The following is a 19,667-nucleotide window of genomic DNA, read 5'->3' as shown; positions in this document are numbered from 1 at the left end:
GCTCAGGACCGGGCTGTGCTGCCAGCCTCCACCAGCATGAAAGGCAGGACCACCTGCTCGGGCTGATGCCTGCCGGGCGGATCCTTCATCCGAGCCATGAGCAGTCGCAGGCACTCGGCCGCCACCCGGTCCGTATTCACGCGGATGGTCGATAGGGCGGGCGTGAGGAATCGGGACACTTCCAGCCCGTCGAAACCGATCAGGGCCACCTGCCCGGGCACCCGAACCCCATGCTCCCCCAGCGCGTGCAGGGCCCCGATGGCCACCACATCCGTCAGGGCGAAGACCCCGTCAAAATCCCTGCGGCGAGCCAGCAGGGCGGCCATGGCCTGGTCGGCGCTGCCCTGATTCCAGTCACAGTCGACCACATCTTCGGGCCCTATGCGGATTCCATGGCCTCGTGCTGCCTGCATGGCCCCCAAGAGCCGCTGTTCCCACCCCAGGCTGGACTGGGCCAGCTCGTCCGGGGCTTTGTAGGAAGCGCCAAGAACCAGAATCCGTCGGCAACCATGGTCTAGCAGATGCCCCACCGCAGCCTCGGCACCCTGGCGGTTAGGACTGCGCACGGTGTCTACTGATCGGTCCAGTCGAGGGCCATCAAAAACCACCAAGGGATAGCGCCGATTGAGCGCGGCTATAAAGTCAGCGGACAGGGCCGGCGCGGACAGGATGGTTCCCTCGCAGAATTGGGTGGCGATGTCGGCCACCATGGAGGACTCATAGCTGGCCATCTGCCTGGTCTGCTGAATCAGTGTCTGATACCCCATGCTGACGGCCTGATCTGATACCGCCGCCGCCAAGGCCGCCGAGAAGGGCGAACGATCCAGTTCCACAGTGGAGAAGCCGATGATTCCGGACCTGCCCGAGCTGAGCCGCCGGGCCGCCAGATTGGGCCGGTATCCCAGCCGCTGAGCCGCCTCCAGCACACGGCGCGCCGTGGCGGGCTTGACCGAGGATTTGCCGCGCAAGGCATTGGATGCCGTCATCCGCGACACCCCGGCCTGGCCAGCTACATCATCCAGAGTCGTCACTTTTAGCCGTCGCTTCCCTCGCGCCTGATTCGTCAGACCATTCTATCGCCGGGCAGACAAGGAACTTGAAGCTGAAATACGGGTTGCAATACGATGTTTGCTTGCTTTGTCTTCAGTGAGGCGGTAAACAGAGACGCTGTGCTGGCACGAAGCCCGAGGCTGGCTTGACCTATACGGATCCGATATCACAAACGGCGTCGTGTGTTCTTGTTTTTTCAGGTAGCATGATGAGTGTAGTGGTGTTGGGGAGTTGGCTGGGTTTCGATATGGCTTGTACGCCGGCGTGGGGGCTGGCTTGAGCAGTGGAGAGCTGGACGGCATCCTGACGGATAGGACGTTGTAAGCAGGGATTCATCGGCACGTTTCTGGGGATGTTCGAGGTGACTGTGTCCGGTGCGGGCGAAAGGTTGTCGGCTTATGCATCTGGGTACCCGTCTGCGTCGCGCCTCGGCGACGACGATCCTCCTGCTGGGCCTGCTGGCAGGCCTGGCAACGGCATCCGCCAACGCGGACGCTCCCCCATTCATCGAGTGGGGTCGTCAGACCCCCCACACAGCTGAACAAACCCCCGGCATCCCCCCCGGCAGCACAACCAGCACCCCACTGCCCTCACCCTCGCCAATACAAGCCACCACATCATTAAGTCCAACAGCAAGCCCAAACACTCCGTCATCGACGACGGGAACACCCGACAACACAGGATTCACTTCAACCAAGCCGTCCGATACCGCTGATCAAACTTCGCATGTGGTGAACTTCGACCCGGCCGACGGCAACACGCCTACCCAATCAACTGTGAAAACCGGCACCCTAGCATCCCCTCCGCAACACAACCCTGTGCGTGGGGGCTTCCGGTTCGACGGGTGGACACGTGACGGCCAGCCCTACGACTTCCAGACCCCCATCCTCCAGGACACCACCCTGAAAGCACACTGGTCGAAAACCACGGACTGGACGCTGAGCCCGGAGCACGGGCCCGCCACCGGCACTAGGCTAACCATCAAGCCACCCAGCCTGCAGGAGCCTTACTATGTCAACGTCCAAGCCGCAGGAGAGCAGATCCTCGGCCTGACCGGCGACGGCCGCATCCACACCTGGACACAGGACCACACACCCAAACAGGTTCCTTTCCCCGCCCAGGCTCACGAAGGGTTCCACTACCAGCAGGCCACAGCCGGCAGCCACCTGCAGGCAGCACTCGGATCCGACCAGCACATATACACCTGGGACAACCAGCAGCCCGCGCCTACGCTCTTCGACACCGGACAGGATGTCGGGTTCACCAGCATCAGCATGAACGGAGACCTGCTGCTGGCCGTGGACCGGCAGGGCCGAATCCACAGCCACCAGTCCGGCCAAGATCCGAAATCCACTGAGCGGGCCACGTTCAGCCTGCCCGGGCAGGCGCAGGCCGTCACCGCCGTCGCCTCCGGCAGCCGGACCCTCATCGTGGACGCGGACGGGCAGGCCTGGACCCGGGACGCAGACAGGACCGGCAACGTCAAACCCGAACCCATCAGACAGGACCCAGGCATGCGCATCATCCAGGCCCAGGCCATCAACCAGGGATTCCTCCTGCTGGACGAGGACGGGCAGACCCGGTACCTGGCCGACAGCACCACCAGCATCACAGCGGTCAGCCTGCCGGAAAGCATGAAAGCCAGCCGGATCACCACCAACGACAGCCAGGCCATCATCACAGACAAGGACGGCAAGGTCTGGGCCTGGAAGCCCGGCGAAACACCCACCAGTGCGAATAAAGAGAACCAACGCTACATGCAAGCGGTTCGCATCGGCAGCAGGATCACCGCCTGGGACAGGCAGGGCGGCATCTACAGGTGGAGCCTGGACGGGCAGGGCCAGCCCGGCCAGCCAGTAAGAATCAACACCATCATAGAATCCACCTTGGAATCAGCCAGCATGGACAGCCAGCCGCTTAAACTCACCAGGAACAACGGCTCATGGCAGGCGGACATGCCCGCACGCAAGCCGGGGCCAGCCGCCATTCTCATCACAGGTAGTCAGGACGGCCAGCCCTTCACCAAGAGCCTGAAGTACACGGTCGACCAGCCGCTGACACGAGGCGCGGAACCAAGATCCACGCTCACGGTCCGATTCAACACGGGCGGAGGAAAACCCGAACCAGCAGACCAGCATTTCCCCACCACCAACGGCAGGGTGAAGCGGCCCTCCCCCGACCCTACGCGCCGAGGCTTCCTGTTCGACGGATGGTTCACCGGCGAGGTCGCCTACGACTTCAGCAAGCCCGTCACCAAGAATCTGACCCTGACCGCCAAGTGGACGCCGGCAAGCCGGAACAGCACGTGGAGCATCAGCCCGGACAAGGGCAGCCAGCTGGGCAGGGAATCCACCACCATCACCCCGCCAGACAGCGCCAGCCGGGGCATCAGGTTCAGCCAGGTCAGCGGATCAAAAAACAATATCTATGCTTTTTCCTTGGCTGTGGGCAGCGACGGCAACGCCTACGCCTGGGGAAACAACAGCAATGGGCAGCTCGGCGACAGGACGGACACCAGGCAGACTACGCCGGTCATGGTGAACAAGCCTGACCGCAACACGTACCCGGACCTGCCAGAGGATTTCACCTACGTGCAGGCCAGCGCCGGAGGCTATCATTCCCTGGCCCTGGGCAGCGACGGCAACGCCTACGCCTGGGGAAACAACAGCAATGGCCGGCTCGGCGACGGGACGACCACCGAACGGCATACGCCTGTCAGGGTGAACAAGCCTGACCGCAACACGTACCCGGACCTGCCAGAGGATTTCACCTACGTGCAGGCCAGCGCCGGAGGCGCTCATTCCCTGGCCATGGGCAGCGACGGCAACGCCTACGCCTTGGGATGGAACGGCAGTGGCCAGATCGGCGACGGGACGACCACCGAACGGCATACGCCTGTCAGGGTGAACAAGCCTGACCGCAAGGCGTACCCGGACCTGCCAGAGGATTTCACCTACGTGCAGGTCAGCGGCGGAGCCGATCATTCGCTGGCTGTGGGCAGCGACGACAAAGTCTGGGCATGGGGATGCAACTGGTATGGCCAGCTCGGCAACAACACCATCAGCGGGTACAGTGACGTGAATCCTGTTCCTGTGCGCGTGCGCGACCCCGCCAACCCCACCGACAAGAGCAAAGGACTAAAAGCCACACAGGTCAGCGGCGGGTGGCATCTTTCGCTGGCCCTGGGCAGCGACGGAAACGCCTGGGCATGGGGTGCTAACGACAGTGGCCAGCTCGGCGACGGCACCGGAAACACCAAGTCGGCTCCCGTGCCGGTGGTGTTCAACCTGCAACTGGTGATCACCGGCGTCAGATTCGACCAGACTGCCGTATCAGGCTTGACGCGCGGCGATGGCAACAGTGTCAGCGTGCTCACGCCTGCACACCAGCCGGGCACGGTCACGGTCAGCGTCGACTACACGATGGGTGGCACAGGAATCACCCTGACCGACACCTCCCTCAGATACACGTACCTGCCCGCAGGCGTGCTTCCCCGCGCCGGAGGGGAAGGCATCCTGCTGGCCCTGGGCACCGGCATGACCGGCATGGGCGGAGTCCTCGCATCCCGCCGCCACCGGAGGGAAACGCACCGACTGCTTTACGCTTCGCACGAGTAAGAAAAGGCCTGGGGCGCGTATCAATCCCCCCGCCCCCGGCCCATATAGGGGGCAGGGAGGCCAGTGCCACTTAAGGCTCAACCCCAAGAGAGCCGACACTTCCCCCCGCGCCCCCACCACACATATCAGTCGACCGCCCAAGCGCAACAGAGCAAGCAACCCCTCTTGCCGCGCTCGGACGGTCGACTATAACTTATAACTGTTCTACTGCTGGTCGGCAGTCGTGGCGTAGATGGTCTTCTTGCAGGCCAAATACACAACCAGGCCCAGCAGGGAGACGGCAGCCCCGATCAGCAGCAGGTTGCTGTAGTTGGCGGCCGGACCGGTGGCGCCCATGATGCTGAAGCCCTCCAGGCTGGGCTTGCCCATCAGGCCGCCGATGATGGCGATGCCGATGGAGCCCGTCACGTTCATGACCAGGTCGTTCATGCCCACGCCGCGGCCCGACTGGTCCTGTGGAAGGGTGTCAAGCACAGTGGAGACGATGGGCGAATACATCAGTCCGACCCCGGCATAATAGACGCAGGCGGTCAGCGTCAGGGCCAGCAGGCCGGAATTGACCACCAGAGCGGATCCTGCGAAACCCAGGGTCATCAGGCAGGCGGCGATGATGATGGCAGGCTTGCGGCCGATTCTGTCCACAATGGCTCCCGAGGTGGTGCCCAGCACGGCGGCCACCAGGAAGGCCCAGACAACATGCAGGGAGACCGTGGTGGTCGACACCTTGTAGACGTCACGCCCGATGGCGTTGAAGATGGGAGACATGCAGTAGTTCATGAAGTAGAAGATCAGAATCAGACCGATGCCCATCAGCCAGCGCTTGTTGCGGAAGAAGTCCGGGGTGATGAAGGGGCTCCGGGCCCGGCTGATGTACAGGGCGAAGATCAGGTAGCAGACAGCCGAGGCCGCCAGCAGCCACCAGGCCGTGTAAGAGAAGAAGAGGGTCAGCAGGGCCGTGGCCAGCCCGAAGATGACGAAGCCCAGCCAGTCCACCTTCTCGCCGTTGCCGCCGCCGGTGGGCAGGCTCTTGAGCAGGATGGGCAGGAAGATGATGGTGACCGCGGGAATCAGGAAGAGGTACTGCCAGGCTATGGAGCTGAGCAGACCTGCGGCGAAGATGCCGATGGCTGCAGACACCTGGTAGCCTGCCGTGAAGATGCCGAAGAAGATCACCTTCAGTGAGGGCTTGAGGTACTTGGTGGCCACGACCAGGTAGGCCGATCCAGCCACCTGCTCGCCGGCGGTCTGGAGTAGCCGGGCCGCGATCACATTCCAGATGTTGGGGGCCATGATCGTGTTGGCCACGTATCCGTACACGGACCCGATGAACAGTATGCACAGGCCGAAGGTGACCAGCTTGCGCAGGGATACGAAGTCGCCCAGGGACCCGTAGATGAAGCAGACGATGCCCAGGACGATGCTGGGCAGGGCCGTGATCAGCGATGCCTGGTCGGGAGCGCCGGCATCCTTGCCGACCTGCTGGAAGACCAGGTTGAAGCCCTGCAGGCACAGGGTGCCCAGGACGAAGGTGATCAGCAGCAGGATCAGCGATCGTACTGCTGTCGAATCCTCGGTGGATTGCTTTTCGGACATGATGTCTTCAGTTCTCCTTCTCTTGCGTGAACTTGCCGGGGATGGCGGACCTCAGTCGGCCTGGGAGGCCAACCTGGTGATGCGGGTCATGAACTCGTCCAGGAAGCGGGGCACGTCCACGCCGACAGCCACGCGCATGGTCTTGTTGGGGTCGTTGAGCCGCTGCTCGTCCCCGATGGTGCGCCCGCGGGTGGCGCCTTCGGTCTCCACCTTCATGTTCATGGGCAGGGTGGTGACCAGGGTCGGATCCACGGCCACGCCCACGGCCAGCGGATCGTGCAGGCCGCAACCACCCAGGTGGGGCGAGGTGGTCTCATAGGCCTTGATGTAGAAGTCGGTCATGTCCGCCAGGAAGTTGCCCGCCGCAGTGCCCAGCTGCCGCCAGCGGGCGGTCTCCTTGTAGGTCAGCAGGGTCTGCAGGGTCACGTCCAGGCCGACCATGGTCACAGGCGCGCCGGAGCGGAAGAGCACATCGGCCGCATCCGGATCCTGGGAGATGTTGGCCTCCTGCCATGCGTCCACATTGCCCGGCACGGTCAGGGCCCCGCCCATGAGCACGATGGAGCCGATGCGCTGGGCGATCTCAGGCTCCTTGGCCAGGGCGGCGGCGATGTTGGTCATGGGGCCGGTGGGCACGTAGACCAGGTCCTTACCGTAGGTGTTGACCGCGTCGATGATGAAGTCCACGGCCGACTGCGTCTCAGCCTTGCGGTCCGAGTCGGGGATGGCCACATCGCCGATTCCGTTCTCTCCGTGGATGAAGGCGGAGACGGGCAGCACCTCGAAGGAGTCCGCCTTGGAGGCGTGGGACAGACCCGGGTAGACCTTGACCTCGGGGTGACCCAGCAGGTCGGTGATGGCCAGGTCGTTGCGGATGCCCTGCTCCAGCAGCACGTTGCCATAGGTTCCCGTTATGCCGATCAGCTCAACTTCGGGGCTGCCCAGGGCATAGGAGATAGCCAGAGTGTCATCGACACCAGTGTCCAGATCGAGAATCAGCTTACGCATACAATGTTTCCTTTCATTGCCATGGCTGTATGGAACCATGGCCGTATGCATCCACGATGTCCTTGTGGTGGATGCTTGTTTATCATATGCGAAATTGAGCAGTTTCGCTGCCAATGACAGACGCAAGTCGTGGACAATATCCTCAGATTTTCATGTCACCGGATTACTGGACCCAGATAGCGAATCCAGCAGCCGGTTTTCCGGCTGATTCCCTGTCCACAATGGCGAGCCGGATCGACGGACCACTCCCCAGATGCCTATGATTACTCTGATTCTGCCCGGATGATCTGGCGAAAGGGGAACACATGGTTGCGACTCAAGGACGGCGGCACAATCTGCAACTGATGACCGCCCTGGGCGTGTTGGCCGGCGGCCTCTACGGCTACACCCTGACCGTCATCTCCGGGGCGCTGGTCGGCATGAACCTAGGCTCCGGCTCGGGCGGACATCTGACGGCCGGGGAACAGGGCATGGTTACATCCGCTTTGCTGATAGGTGCCGCGCTGGGATCCTACCTGGCAGGCAAGTTCAATGACCGCTTCGGTCCCAAGCACATCATCCTGGCCGGCGCCCTGCTGGCCATCCCCGGAGCCCTGCTGAGCGCCCTGGCCCCCAGTCTGGCCCTGCTGGGACTGGGAAGATTGATCATCGGGGCTGGCATCGGCATGACCTCAACCATTGTGCCCATCTACCTGGCCGATATGGTCGGCACCGTGGAACGCGGGCGGGTGGTTTCGGTCAACTCGGTCATGATCGTGGTCTGGCAGCTGCTGGCGGTCAGCGTCAACGCCATCATGGACCGGATGGGTGCCGACTGGCGGACCATGCTCTGGGCTCTGGTGCCTCCGGCCATCCTGCTGGCCCTGCTGGCCTGCTTCCTGCATGACAGCCCTGCCCATCTGATCCGCCGTGGCCAACCGGACCAGGCAGAGAACTTCCTGGAGTCCACCCGCGACCAGGCAGAGGCCCGGGTGACCATGCAGGAGCTATCGCAGCCTGCGAGCGCGAAGACCGCCAGCTTCAAGGCCCCCTGGCTCCGGCGGGTGCTGATCGTAGGCATCGGCGTGGCCATGATCAACCAGCTGACCGGACTGAACATCGTCAACTACTACGCGCCGACCATCTTCACCGACACCCTGGGCTTCGACACCTCCCTGTCCATGGTCGCCACCGTGCCCGTCATCCTGGTCTCCGCCATAGCGGCCATCATCGGAGGGCTGGGACTGATCGACCGCTTCGATCGCCGTGTCATTCTGGCTGTGGGACTTGCAGGCACCATCGTCTTCCTTGCCGCCATCGGGGTCTGCTACCGCTTCGTCGGTGCTCCCGGCAGCGGGTCACGCACGGCCGCCTGGATCATGATCGGCATGATGATGATCTACGTGATCTTCGTCCAGGGTCTGGTGGCCCCGGTCACCTGGCTGCTCCTGTCCGAGATCTTCCCCCAGCAGGTCAAGAGCCGCGGCATGGGATACGCCAACGTGGCCATGAACCTGACCAACTTCGGGCTCTCCCTGGTCTTCCCCACCCTCCTGGCACGGCTGGGTGGCACCGGCACCTACCTGCTCTTCGCCCTGATCAATGTGTGCGCCCTGGTGTTCGCCTGGGTCATGGTGCCCGAAACCCGAGGCAAGAGCCTGGCCCAGATCGAGCAGGAGGCCCGGTCCCGGGCATGAAATCAGGCATAAAAAGAGGGCGGAACCGGTCGTCGGCCCGCCCTTGTGGAATCCGATACCTCAGATTCCGATGCCTCAGATGTTGAAGACCTGCTTGGCCAGCTTGGCGATGGTGTCGCCGCCCAGCTGTGCGACATCATTCTTGCACTGGTTGATCCTGCCGAAGAGCTGGTCAGCGTCGTTGTACGACAGGGGCTGCCCGATCTCCTTGGACAGATCAACCAGCTGGTCGATGGTCTCCAGGTTGCTCAGCTTCTCTACCAAGGTCTTCTCGTCCATGAATCACTCCTCTGTAAGCGGCGGTGCAGACACCGGGGGCCTTGCGCCATCGATGCCCACCTTTCTCCTCCCATCATAGCCAGTGTCCGGATGAACCGGGCGCGCTGAAAGGCTCATATCAGGTCGTAGGAGAAATCGTGAATCCGGTCCAGGGCCTGACGGCTCTCCTCCAGCCAGGTCATGGCCACAGGATAGACGTGTCCCAGGGACTGCAGGCGGTTGGGCCTCAGGTCATGCAGCTCGAAATCGCGGCCCCTCCTGCACAGAATCTCGGCCAACCTGAGCGCTTCGCCCTGCAGGAAGTCGTCGGTGCTGGTGTTCAGAAAGACCGGCGGCAGGTGGACCATGTCGACCATGGTCGTCAGGTCGGCCACCTGATCGCCCCCAGCCTGCACGAAGCTTCCAAAGAAGGATGGGGCAACCATGGATAGGTCATCGGTGGGCGAACCAGTTGGATGGAAGTCATCCAGATTCACCGATAAGTAAGGAGTCAGGTCAAAAAGCCCTGAGACCAAGGCAGCGCCACGGGGCCGCAGCCCGGCAGGTTTCAGCCCCAGCCTCTGCGCGAATTGGTCATCGGACTCCACTGCCAGCGTATAGAGGGCCAGGGTGCCTCCAGCCGAGTCTCCCGTCAGAAAGATGCGGTCGGGCGAAACCGGATACTCGTCCAGGTGGGTCTTGATCCAGGTCAGGGCCGTCAGCACGTCACCCAGCTGGCCCATGAAGTCCGTGCTGGGAATCAGCCGGTAGTTGACCGAGAAGACCGCAAAGCCGCGCTTGGCCAGGTGGGTGCAGAAGTTTCGGTTGAGCTCCTTGTAGCCGTACATGAACCCGCCGCCGTGGATGTCGATGTAGACAGGGATGACCCTGCCGTTGCGCAGCCGGGCATCATGAGGCAGGTAAAGGTCCAGCTTGTGGGCGCGCAGGCCATCATCCACATACGCGATGTCGTTCAGGCAGTCCACCCCCTCCGGCACCTGCCAATGACGGGAGCGGGGAGCGTCCACGCGCCCGAAGGTCAGCCTGGAGCCCAGAACGACCCGGACCATATCCGGACTGCAGCCATCCAGGTCCCCGTCGACTTCGGTCCATCCCTCCAGAAGTTCGCGTTCCTCCTCGGTTACAGTCATCTCTGCATCGTTGCTCATCATTCAGCCCTCATTACTCCAACCCGCACAGCTCCTCGCATCCGGTCCTGTGGGTTTACAGCCAATATACAATGCCGGCAAACGGACACTCTTGCCCCTGGTCGCGCTCCTGCCGGTAAAATGACGGAAACAGCGACAGAAAGGCCAAGGATGACAATCGCAAGCTACGAAGGCATATCCGCGCTCTCCCTGGGTCTGCCGCCCACCACCGCCATTCCAGCAGCCAAGGGCGAACTGCCCATAAGGGCCTTCACCACGCGACCGCCCGTCTCCTCACGACTGCGCCAGCACTTCTCCACCAGCGTCGGCAAAATCGTCATGCTGGCCCTGCTGAGGCCCGGTAGCATCCCTGTGACGGATGGCGCGCACTGTCACGAGGTGCTGGTCATGGCAGTCGGGCTGAAGACCCCCGATGTGCCGGAGGACGTGCTGGAACACATCGCCGCCATGCGCTCCTCAGGCATGGTCTTCATCACCATCCACCAGGGTGAAGAGGGCCTCGTCTGCACGCCGGCCGTCCGCCGGGCCCTGCCCACCAAGGCTGGTCATGAGACCAGGCATACGCTCCACCTGGGCAGGCCCCGCCCTGTTGATCAGACCAGCCTAACCCTGGTCGGCGACGATATGGACCAGCTCTGGGACAGCCTCTGCGCCCAGGTGACCCTGGATCAGACTGACGGCACGAATCTGGACAACCGACTCGCCGTCCGCGAGCGCATCGACCTGCTCAAGGCCCAGGAGGCCAAGCTGACCGGAGACCACGGCCGGGCCAAAACCACCCAGGACCGCAACACAGCCTTCGCCAAGCTCCAGAAGGTCCGCGCCGAACTGAAGCAGCTTTCCGCCGATAATCAGACAACTGAGGTTTAGGCAGCAGAGGTTTAGGCAGCAGAGCCGAGGCAGGCCTAGTCTGGCAAAGCTCCAGCTCAGACTTGCCCATGCAGATCACAAACCTCATCCAAACCATGAGCATGCTCGGACCCATGCTGACATCGATTGTCAACATCCACATGGCCGTTGCAATCTCCACAAGCCTTATCCTGGGCAGCAGCTTCTTCACCAAGCCCATCAGCATGACCCTGGGCGAGCCTGGTAGGCCTGACCGTGACCCCGGGTGACCATGCTGGTCTGTTTGGTCTTCTGAAGCGACGAGTCAGGAAAGGTCACACCTATGAAAATCATCATCGCACCCGACTCCTTCAAGGGCAGCCTGACCGCCAAGGAGGCCGCAGAGGCCATCGAACGGGGATTGCGACGCAGCCCGCTCAAGGCCGAAATGGTCCTGGTGCCCATGGCCGACGGTGGCGAGGGCACGGTCCAGTCCCTGGTCGATGCAACCGAAGGCCACATGATCCAGACCCAGGTCACCGGACCCCTGGGCCAGACCGTGAACGCCAGCTACGGCATCCTGGGCGACGGACGGACAGCCGCCATCGAGATGGCTGCGGCCAGCGGCATCCAGTTCGTCAACGAACAGACCCGGGACCCGCTGGTCACCACCACCTATGGCACAGGCGAGCTGATCAGCCAGGCCCTGGACCAGGGCGCACAGGAGATCATCGTCGGCCTGGGCGGATCGGCCACCAACGACGGCGGCGCCGGCATGGCCCAGGCCCTGGGTGCCCGGCTCCTGGACGCTGACGGAAATGATCTGACACAGGGTGGAGCGGCGCTGGCCCGGCTGGATCGGATCGACGTCTCCGGGCTGGATCCCCGGCTGGCTCGCACCCGCATTCGTCTGGCCTCGGACGTGACCAACCCTCTGACCGGCCCTGAAGGAGCCTCGGCCGTCTTCGGACCGCAAAAAGGGTCGGACCCATCCATGGTGGCCACCCTGGATGCGGCCCTGGCCCACTATGCAGCCGTCATTCGCAGGGATCTGCATCGGGAGGTGGAGACCAAGCCGGGTGCTGGGGCCGCCGGTGGTCTGGGTGCAGGATCCCTGGCCTTCACTCCGGCCGTCATGGCCTCGGGGGTCAACATCGTCGTGGAGACCACCCGTCTCAAGGAGCTGGCCCGCGGCGCCGACCTCTGCTTCACCGGCGAGGGCGGCATCGACTTCCAGACCGGTTTCGGCAAGACCCCCATGGGCACAGCCCAGGCCGTCAAGGAGTCCTCCCCCGGCTGCAAGGTCATCGCCCTGGCGGGCAACCTTGGAGCCGGGACCGAAGAGCTTTACAAGGTGGGCATCGACGCCATCTTCAGCATCAGCCCCGGGGCCGTCAGCCTTGAGGATGCCATGGCCAAGGCCGCCGACAACCTCGCCGCAGTGGCCGAGAACATCGGCAGGCTCCTGGCCTGATCAGGCTCTGGGATTGCCAAAACGACAAAGGGGCTCCGGATGTCTTGCGCACCCGGAGCCCCTTGTCATCAGAACCCCTATAAGAACCCTGTTTGGCATGACCTTCAGCAGTCATACCGAACAGTGGAAGTCATCAGTCGAATTCGGTGATGACCGAACGGATGACCTCGCCGTTGACCAGCTGCTTGTAGGCTTCGTCGATCTGGCTCAGCTTGATGTGCTGGCTGACGATGTCATGCATGTTCAGCCTGCCGTCCACAGCGAAGTCGGCGTACATGGGGATGTCGTGCTTGATGTTGGTGGAGCCCATCCACACGCCCTTGAAGCCGCGCTGGTGGACCAGCAGGTCGGCCGGGTTGATCTCCAGGGAGACCGTGGCATCAGGCTTGGTAAGACCGATCGGGTAGGCGGTGCCGCCCACGCCCAGCATGTCCCAGGCCTGCTTCATGGTGACGGGCAGACCGATGGCCTCGAAGGCCTTGTCCACGCCGCCGTCAGTCAGCTCGCGCACCTTGGCCACAGGGTCCTCGTTCTTGGAGTTGACGACGTCGGTGGCGCCGAACTTGCGGGCGAACTCCAGCTTGTTGTCCAGCAGGTCGATGGCGATGATCCGCTTGGCGCCGCAAATCCGGGCTCCCGAAATGATGTTCAGACCGATACCGCCGGTGCCGATGACAGCCACGGTGTCGCCGGGACGCACATGGGCGGTGTTGATGGCCGCTCCGGCTCCGGTGATGGTGGCGCAGCCGATGCAGGCGGCCTCATCCCACTTGACCTGGTTGTTGACCACAGCCAGCTGGTTCTCGTGAATCAGGGCCTTCTCGGCGAAGCCGCCGGTGCCGAAGGCCTGGGTTATGGGCCGGCCGTCGGGGAAGGACAGACGGGGCTTCTCGCCGGCGCCGCGCACGCACTCCTGCTGCTGAGTGCAGGACTGGGGCTGGCCCTTGAGGCAGTTGGCGCAGTGTCCACAGACCTGCTCCAGGGAGGCCACCACGTGGTCGCCCACCTTGATGCCGGACACCTCGGGGCCCACGGCCTCGACGATGCCCGAGATCTCATGGCCGATCACAGCCGGGAAGGGGAAGAACTTGTCGTCATCCTCGACCAGATGCAGATCCGAATGGCACAGACCCGAGGCCTGCACATCCACCAGAACCTCCGCGCCAATGGGGTCGTCAATGATGATCTCCTCGGGCTGGGCAAAGCCCTTGCCGATGCCGTAGGCAATCGACGCCTTGATCTTCTGAGGCATAAACCATCTCCTAATCACAATGCCGCCACCGGCATCATGCCAGGCAGGGCAAAAAACAACGTTGAATATTCCGCTGTGGCCACGGCCATCCTCAATGTATACACCGCTGCCGCAGACCACTTTCATGGTAGCAGGAAAGAAGGGTCAATCAGCATTTAGACTGGCCCGGAAAAAGGCCTCCGGCGTTTCCTCGACGGGGCCTCCAAGCATCCATAGAATGGGCTTCATGTGTGGACGATTCGCGGCTGACCTGGACTACTCCAACCTGGCCCAACGCTACGGTGCCCGACAGGCTTCGGGACTGCCCAAGCCCTCCTGGAACATCAGCCCCGGGTCTGTCATCGCTTTGGTGGCCCAAGACCGTCATGGGCAGCGGCACCTGCATCCGGCCCGCTGGAACCTGGTCCCTTCCTGGTCGGAAAGCGATCAAATGGCCTACCCCACCCACAACGCCCGAGTGGAGAGCGCTCTGACCAAGCGAACCTACGCGGACTCGGCCAGGAGTCAGAGGGCCATCATTCCGGCCAGCGGCTACTACGAGTGGACACCCGACCACCAGCCCTACTACTTCCAGGCTCCCGACGGCCACACCCTGAACATCGCCGGGCTCTACTCCTGGTGGCGTGCCAGACCAGGCCAACCCTGGCTGCTGACAGCCACCATCCTGACGACGCAAGCCACGCCAGAGGCCGCCCGGGTGCACGACCGGATGCCCCTGCTGATCACCGATGAGAACCTGGACTCCTGGCTGGATCCAGGCATGGAGGGCAAGGCAATCCTGCCCAAGGCTGTGGAGCCTGGTCGTCGTGCCTCAGAAGCATTGACCATGCACCCGGTGGCACCCTTGAGGGGGGACGGTCCGGAGCTAACAGAAGCCATGGCCCTGGACCAGAGGGTCAAGAGAATTTAGAGGGTTCTTATGATTCAGATGGTGAAGCCCAGCTCCCGCGCCGCCTCGGTGGGAACCGGGTCGTAGGCCCAGTACTCGCTCAGGTTGTCGTCGGAGGACAGGCTGCGAATCTCGGCCTTGTCGATGTATACCTCGCCCGACAGATGGTCGGTCTCATGCTGGAATATGCGGGCCGGCCAGCCGTGCATGCGCTGGCGGTGCTTGCGCCCGGAACGGTCCTCCCAGCTGGCCGTGATGTCCAGCCAGCGCCGCCGAACCGCCTGGAATCCTTCCAGGGACAGGCATCCCTCGTAGAAGGCCGCAGTCTCCTGCCCGATAGGCTCATAGGAGGGGTTGATGATGACCCTGAAGGGCAGCTCGTCAATCTGGCGCGGATCGTCCTCGTCGTCGCGGACGTGGTCCTCGATGACCGCGATGGCCAGGCCCAGGCCCACCTGAGGTGCCGCCAGCCCCACGCCCGGAGCCTCAAGCATGGTGGCCCGCATGGCCTTGAGCAGCCTGCTCAGAGTCTTGGCTGCCAGCTGACCCTGGTAGGGCTGGGCCTGTTGACGGAGGACGGGCTCGCCCATCTGCACGATGGGCAGGAGCTCCTCTTTGCCGGCCTCGGCCAGCATGGACTCCACCCGGTTGTTGAGGTCGGCGTCGAAGGCCGCCTTTCTGCCGAACATGGATGATTCCGCCTTTCCTGGGTCGTTGGTTCAGATGGCCAGCTCGTCGGCCACGACCGAGGCCAGCCGCTGGCATACCTGGTCAGCCTGCTCCTGGGTGGCAGCCTCGACCATGACCCTGACCAGGGGCTCGGTGCCCGATGGCCGCAGCAGGACCCGGCCCGTGCTGCCCAGCATCCGCTCCTCCGCCTCGACTGCATCCTGGACCTTGGCGTTGGTGCGGGCCGCGTTCTTGTCCACACCGGAGACGTTGATCAGCTGCTGGGGCAGCTGGGGGAAGTCGGCGGCCAGTTCCTTGAGGCTCCTGCCAGAGCGCACGACCTCCTTGGCCAGGGTCAGTGCCGTCAGGGTCCCGTCTCCGGTGGTGGCGAACTCGCGGTTGATGACGTGCCCCGACTGCTCGCCGCCCAGGGTGTAGCCGCCGCGCAGCATCTCCTCAAGGACGTAGCGGTCACCCACAGCCGTCTGGACGGTGACGATGCCCATCTGCTTCAGGGCCAGCTTGAGTCCAAGGTTGCTCATGACCGTGACGACCAGGGTGTCATTGGCCAGCTTGCCCTCGCGCTGCTTGGCGCGGGCCAGGATGCCCATGATCTGATCGCCGTTGACCATGCTTCCCTCTTCGTCCACGGCCAGACAACGGTCGGCATCCCCGTCGAAGGCCACGCCCATGACCGCATCCGAGGCCTTGACCATGGCCTGCAGCTGCTCGGGGTGGGTGGAGCCGGCGTGCTTGTTGATGTTGTAGCCGTCAGGAGAGGCGTTGATGACCACCACATCCGCTCCGGCCCGGCGCAGGGCCTCGGGGGCTACCACCGAGGTTGCACCGTTGGCGCAGTCGGCCACGATCCGCAGACCGTCCAGGGGCTTGGGCTGGGTCTTGTCGGGGGCTACAGGGGCCACGGCCTCCACCAGGTGGTCGATGTACATGTTGGTGGCGGTCACCGTGTCATGGGAGACGCGGCCCACGCCCTCGCCCACCGGGCGCTCCCAGTCCTGGCCCAGGACTGCTTCGATGTCGTCCTCCTTGGAATCCTGGAGCTTGAACCCGCCCCGGGCGAAGAACTTGATGCCGTTGTCTGGCATGGGGTTGTGGGAGGCGGAGATGACCGCCCCCATCTCCACGTTGAGCACGCTGGTCAGGTAGGCGATGCCCGGAGTGGGAATGATGCCCACGTCGATCACGTCGAAGCCGCCCGAAGACATGCCGGCGGCCAGGGCCGAGGCCAGGAAGTCCCCGGAGACCCGGGTGTCGCGGCCGATCAGGGCACGTCGACGGCCCGCGGACCGATCCGCTCCACGACCCAGGACACGGACCGCCGCATCGCCCAGATCCAGGGCCAGCTGTGCAGTCAGGTCTCTATTGGCTAAACCGCGTACACCATCGGTACCGAATAATCTGGGCATTGCTCTCCTCCGAACGTACCATCCTGCATGCAGGCGACAGATTCATTATGGCCCCGCCCCTGACCCGTCGCCACAAGGGCCGGGGCGGAAAGAGCGCTCAGCGCAGGCGCTCGTTGTATTCGCGGACCTTGAGGATGCGCCTGGAGGACTCCACGTTCTGGATGATCATCCCGCGCAGGGCCTTGGGGGCCTCGGCGTGGTCGGCCAGCCAGGCGTCGCCCGCCTTGACCAGGGCGGCCGGGTCGGCCTTGGTCGGGTAGAGCCCGCCTGCCGACAGCGGGTTGAGCAGGGTCTCCGCGATGTGGAAGGTCTTCTGGGTCCAGACCTGGTCCACAGCAGCAAAGAAACGGTCCACATAGGGTGTGAAGAGATCCTGGTCCCCCGAGCCGGAGAAACCGTCGGCCAGGGCCTCGATCTGCGAGTTGGTCAGGTCCTCGTTGTGAAGGGCCTGATCCCAGGCCCAGGCCTTGGCTTCGGCAGTCGGGCGGGCGGCACGGGCGCCCATGGCGAACTCGCGGTTCTCCGTGGTGTCTTTCGCGGCCAGCTCCCGGTCGATCTCCCCGTCAGCCAGCAGGTCGTGGGCGGACAGGGCATGGATGATCAGCCAGCGGGTGTTGTTGTCGATGGTCAGCCCCTCCAGCTTCAGATCGCCGCTCAGCAGACCCCGGGCGTGATCCTCGAAGTCGGCGTCATCCCCGTAACCCAGGTAGGCGCGGACAAGCTGGAACTGCTCGTCCGAACCGGGCTGGGCCTTCATGGCCAGATCCCAGAGCGTGCTGGCCACCAGCTGCAACATGGGCTGGCGGCGACGGGATGCGGTGAAGTGATGGGCGGCCGTGGAGATCTGAGACAGAGCGTAGCGGAAGGTGGTGGACTGGTGCTCGGTGGCCAGAGCCTTCAGGCTCAGGCTGATGAAGCGCTCAGCAGGGAACTGCGCATCCCGGGTCATGTCCCAAAGGCTGAGCCAGACCACGGCACGAGCCAGACGATCCTCGATCCGGTACAGGTTCTGCGTGGCATACTCCAGGGAGTCCTGATCCAGACGCAGCTTGGCGTAGGTCAGGTCGTCGTCATTGATCAGAATCAGGGCCGGACGCTTCTTGCCAACGACCTGGGGCACTTCGGCTCCCTGGCCCTCCAGATCCAGCTCGAACCGGTCCGTGCGCACCACCTTGCCGGACTTGTCCTCATCATAGAGGCCCACCGCCAGGCGATGCGGACGCAGGACGGGATGCTCCTCGGGGGCGGTCTGGTCAATGCGCATGGCGGTGATGGTCCCACGCTCGTCGGTCTGCACCTGGCTGGTCAGCGTGGTGATGCCGGCCTCCTCTAGCCAGAGCCGTGACCAGTTGCCCAGGTCGCGACCGCTGGTCTTCTCCAGCTCGGTCAGCAGATCCTTCAGGGTGGCGTTGCCGTGGGCATGAGCCGTCAGATAGTTGTGGATGCCCTGGAAGAAGCGCTCACGGCCCACATAGGCCACCAGCTGCTTCAAGACGGAACCCCCCTTGGCATAGGTGATGCCGTCAAAGTTGACCTCGGTGTCATGCAGGTCGCGGATGGGGGCCACCACAGGGTGGGTGGTGGGCAGCTGATCCTCGGTCAGGGCCCAGCTCTTCTCGCCGGAGCAGAAGGTGGCCCAGTCGTCGGTCCACTCGGTGGCCTCGGCGGTGGCCAGGGTCGACATGAACTCGGCGAAGGACTCGTTCAGCCACAGATCGTTCCACCACTTCATGGTCACCAGGTCACCGAACCACATATGGGCCAGCTCGTGCAGGACGGTCTCCACACGGCGGTTGATCTGGGCCCCGGTGGCCTTGGACTCGAAGACGTAGGAGTCGCGGAAGGTGACCAGGCCGATGTTCTCCATGGCGCCCGCATTGTATTCGGGCACGAAGATCTGGTCGTACTTGGCCCAGGGGAAGGGCAGATCCCAGGTCCTGGCATAGAAGGCGAAGCCTTTCTTGGTCACGTCGAAGAGGTATTCGGCGTCCCCGTCCAGGGAATCCTTCAGCGCCTGACGGCAGTACAGGCCCATGGGGATGGTCCGTCCATCCTCGTTCCGGTATTCGCTGGTCCATTTGGCATAGGGGCCGGCGGCGAAGGCGGTCAGGTAGGAGCTCATGACCGGGGTTGTCTGGAAGACCCAGCGGGTCACGCCCTCGGTGCGGCCGCCCTCCAGGGTCCCCTGGGCGGTGCGGCTGTCCAGGTCCTGATGGGAGGCGGGAGGCATGTTGGACAGGACCGTCCAGGATGCCGGAGCGTCCACGGTGAAATCGAAGACGGCCTTGATATCCGGCTGGTCGAAGACGGCATAGACGCGGCGGGCATCGGGCACCTCGAACTGGGAGTAGAGGTAGACGTTGCCATCCGAGGGGTCCACGCTGCGATGCAGACCCTCGCCTGTGCGCGAATAACGGCAGAGGGCCTCCACCCGCAGCTGGTTGTGCTCGCGCAGGTCGTTAAGCTCAATCCGGTCATCCCGGAAGGTCAGGGCCGGGTCCAGACGCCGGCCGTTGAGTTCGATAAGGCTGACCTGGTCGGCGATCAGATCCACAAAGGTGGACTCCCCCGGCCGGGCATCAAAGTCAATCAGGGCCGAGGAGGGGAAGGTGGCAGGCCCCTTGGTCAGGTCCAGATTGACCTTATAGCTGACATTGGATACGACGACGGCTCGCTCTTCGGCTTCCACACGAGTCAGATTGGCTCCGGGCATGAATTTCCTTTCGCGCATGGATGCCGGTGCCCCCACCGGCATCG

General features: G+C 63.6%; 15 protein-coding genes. 6 read left to right on the top strand and 9 right to left on the bottom strand.

The features are described from left to right. Positions 1 to 2 precede the first annotated feature (2 nt). The gene (locus H3T88_RS04635) at positions 3 to 1,031 is read right to left on the bottom strand and encodes a LacI family DNA-binding transcriptional regulator (RefSeq protein ID WP_198203719.1); all 1,029 of its coding nucleotides are present in this window, start codon (positions 1,029 to 1,031) and stop codon (positions 3 to 5) included. Between the two features lie 417 nt (positions 1,032 to 1,448). Between H3T88_RS04635 and H3T88_RS04630 the strand changes: the two genes are divergently transcribed. Further along, positions 1,449 to 4,667 carry an RCC1 domain-containing protein gene (locus H3T88_RS04630; RefSeq protein ID WP_198203718.1) on the top strand — a complete coding sequence of 1,073 codons (3,219 nt, stop codon included), beginning with the start codon at positions 1,449 to 1,451 and terminating at the stop codon, positions 4,665 to 4,667. A gap of 204 nt (positions 4,668 to 4,871) precedes the next feature. Here H3T88_RS04630 and H3T88_RS04625 read toward each other — a convergent pair whose 3' ends face one another. Together H3T88_RS04625 and H3T88_RS04620 are read right to left on the bottom strand one after the other, a co-directional pair. After that, positions 4,872 to 6,260 carry an MFS transporter gene (locus H3T88_RS04625; RefSeq protein WP_110416901.1) on the bottom strand — a complete coding sequence of 463 codons (1,389 nt, stop codon included), beginning with the start codon at positions 6,258 to 6,260 and terminating at the stop codon, positions 4,872 to 4,874. A 51-nt stretch (positions 6,261 to 6,311) separates the two neighbouring features. Then, positions 6,312 to 7,268 (bottom strand): nucleoside hydrolase, encoded by a 957-nt coding sequence (locus H3T88_RS04620; protein ID WP_198203717.1) that lies wholly within the window; start codon positions 7,266 to 7,268, stop codon positions 6,312 to 6,314. A gap of 305 nt (positions 7,269 to 7,573) precedes the next feature. Here H3T88_RS04620 and H3T88_RS04615 point away from each other — a divergent pair, with 305 nt between their 5' ends. Continuing rightward, positions 7,574 to 8,944, top strand: a complete 1,371-nt coding sequence (locus tag H3T88_RS04615; protein WP_198203716.1) for a sugar porter family MFS transporter — start codon at positions 7,574 to 7,576, stop codon at positions 8,942 to 8,944. Positions 8,945 to 9,019: 75 nt separating this feature from the next. Here H3T88_RS04615 and H3T88_RS04610 read toward each other — a convergent pair whose 3' ends face one another. After that, a complete protein-coding gene (locus tag H3T88_RS04610; RefSeq protein WP_015021464.1) occupies positions 9,020 to 9,223 on the bottom strand; it encodes a hypothetical protein in 204 nt (67 codons plus the stop codon). A 113-nt stretch (positions 9,224 to 9,336) separates the two neighbouring features. Next, positions 9,337 to 10,371, bottom strand: a complete 1,035-nt coding sequence (locus H3T88_RS04605; RefSeq protein ID WP_232347141.1) for an alpha/beta hydrolase — start codon at positions 10,369 to 10,371, stop codon at positions 9,337 to 9,339. Positions 10,372 to 10,521: 150 nt separating this feature from the next. On the opposite strand from H3T88_RS04605, the gene H3T88_RS04600 reads away from it, so the two are divergent. The 3 genes from H3T88_RS04600 to H3T88_RS04595 all read left to right on the top strand — a co-directional run bounded on the left by H3T88_RS04600 (position 10,522) and on the right by H3T88_RS04595 (position 12,673). After that, positions 10,522 to 11,241, top strand: coding sequence for a DUF4391 domain-containing protein (locus tag H3T88_RS04600; protein ID WP_198203714.1), 720 nt, complete (start codon positions 10,522 to 10,524; stop codon positions 11,239 to 11,241). A gap of 113 nt (positions 11,242 to 11,354) precedes the next feature. After that, positions 11,355 to 11,489, top strand: coding sequence for a hypothetical protein (locus tag H3T88_RS08805; RefSeq protein WP_269748972.1), 135 nt, complete (start codon positions 11,355 to 11,357; stop codon positions 11,487 to 11,489). Positions 11,490 to 11,542: 53 nt separating this feature from the next. Continuing rightward, a complete protein-coding gene (locus H3T88_RS04595) occupies positions 11,543 to 12,673 on the top strand; it encodes a glycerate kinase (RefSeq protein WP_198203713.1) in 1,131 nt (376 codons plus the stop codon). A 133-nt stretch (positions 12,674 to 12,806) separates the two neighbouring features. Here the strand turns inward: H3T88_RS04595 and H3T88_RS04590 are convergent, their stop codons facing one another. Continuing rightward, on the bottom strand, positions 12,807 to 13,925 hold the full coding sequence (locus H3T88_RS04590) for a zinc-binding dehydrogenase (RefSeq protein WP_015021460.1): 1,119 nt from the start codon (positions 13,923 to 13,925) through the stop codon (positions 12,807 to 12,809). Between the two features lie 226 nt (positions 13,926 to 14,151). Between H3T88_RS04590 and H3T88_RS04585 the strand changes: the two genes are divergently transcribed. Further along, complete coding sequence (locus H3T88_RS04585; RefSeq protein WP_198203712.1) at positions 14,152 to 14,835, top strand: SOS response-associated peptidase; 684 nt, start codon at positions 14,152 to 14,154, stop codon at positions 14,833 to 14,835. 14 nt (positions 14,836 to 14,849) lie between these two features. Here the strand turns inward: H3T88_RS04585 and H3T88_RS04580 are convergent, their stop codons facing one another. From H3T88_RS04580 to pepN, 3 genes are all read right to left on the bottom strand, one after another. Continuing rightward, positions 14,850 to 15,503, bottom strand: a complete 654-nt coding sequence (locus tag H3T88_RS04580; protein WP_198203711.1) for a peptide deformylase — start codon at positions 15,501 to 15,503, stop codon at positions 14,850 to 14,852. 30 nt (positions 15,504 to 15,533) lie between these two features. Beyond that, on the bottom strand, positions 15,534 to 16,910 hold the full coding sequence (gene glmM, locus H3T88_RS04575) for a phosphoglucosamine mutase (RefSeq protein WP_015021457.1): 1,377 nt from the start codon (positions 16,908 to 16,910) through the stop codon (positions 15,534 to 15,536). Positions 16,911 to 17,007: 97 nt separating this feature from the next. Next, on the bottom strand, positions 17,008 to 19,623 hold the full coding sequence (gene pepN, locus H3T88_RS04570) for an aminopeptidase N (RefSeq protein WP_198203710.1): 2,616 nt from the start codon (positions 19,621 to 19,623) through the stop codon (positions 17,008 to 17,010). Between the last annotated feature and the right edge of the window lie 44 nt (positions 19,624 to 19,667).

It is taken from the genome of Bifidobacterium sp. W8110 (genome assembly GCF_016101375.1).
GTDB classification, from domain to species: Bacteria; Actinomycetota; Actinomycetes; order Actinomycetales; family Bifidobacteriaceae; genus Bombiscardovia; species Bombiscardovia asteroides.
Note: the sequence above shows the minus strand (reverse complement) of the source record. Positions and strands in the feature narration are given on the sequence as shown.

Excerpts from the sequence above, each read along its gene's own strand:
- pepN (WP_198203710.1), bottom strand. The coding sequence starts at position 19,623 with ATGCCCGGAGCCAATCTGACTCGTGTGGAAGCCGAAGAGCGAGCCGTC.
- H3T88_RS04585 (WP_198203712.1), top strand. The coding sequence starts at position 14,152 with ATGTGTGGACGATTCGCGGCTGACCTGGACTACTCCAACCTGGCCCAA.
- glmM (WP_015021457.1), bottom strand. The coding sequence starts at position 16,910 with ATGCCCAGATTATTCGGTACCGATGGTGTACGCGGTTTAGCCAATAGA.
- H3T88_RS04600 (WP_198203714.1), top strand. The coding sequence starts at position 10,522 with ATGACAATCGCAAGCTACGAAGGCATATCCGCGCTCTCCCTGGGTCTG.
- H3T88_RS04605 (WP_232347141.1), bottom strand. The coding sequence starts at position 10,371 with ATGAGCAACGATGCAGAGATGACTGTAACCGAGGAGGAACGCGAACTT.
- H3T88_RS04615 (WP_198203716.1), top strand. The coding sequence starts at position 7,574 with ATGGTTGCGACTCAAGGACGGCGGCACAATCTGCAACTGATGACCGCC.
- H3T88_RS04590 (WP_015021460.1), bottom strand. The coding sequence starts at position 13,925 with ATGCCTCAGAAGATCAAGGCGTCGATTGCCTACGGCATCGGCAAGGGC.
- H3T88_RS04610 (WP_015021464.1), bottom strand. The coding sequence starts at position 9,223 with ATGGACGAGAAGACCTTGGTAGAGAAGCTGAGCAACCTGGAGACCATC.
- H3T88_RS04595 (WP_198203713.1), top strand. The coding sequence starts at position 11,543 with ATGAAAATCATCATCGCACCCGACTCCTTCAAGGGCAGCCTGACCGCC.
- H3T88_RS04630 (WP_198203718.1), top strand. The coding sequence starts at position 1,449 with ATGCATCTGGGTACCCGTCTGCGTCGCGCCTCGGCGACGACGATCCTC.
- H3T88_RS08805 (WP_269748972.1), top strand. The coding sequence starts at position 11,355 with ATGCTGACATCGATTGTCAACATCCACATGGCCGTTGCAATCTCCACA.
- H3T88_RS04625 (WP_110416901.1), bottom strand. The coding sequence starts at position 6,260 with ATGTCCGAAAAGCAATCCACCGAGGATTCGACAGCAGTACGATCGCTG.
- H3T88_RS04620 (WP_198203717.1), bottom strand. The coding sequence starts at position 7,268 with ATGCGTAAGCTGATTCTCGATCTGGACACTGGTGTCGATGACACTCTG.
- H3T88_RS04580 (WP_198203711.1), bottom strand. The coding sequence starts at position 15,503 with ATGTTCGGCAGAAAGGCGGCCTTCGACGCCGACCTCAACAACCGGGTG.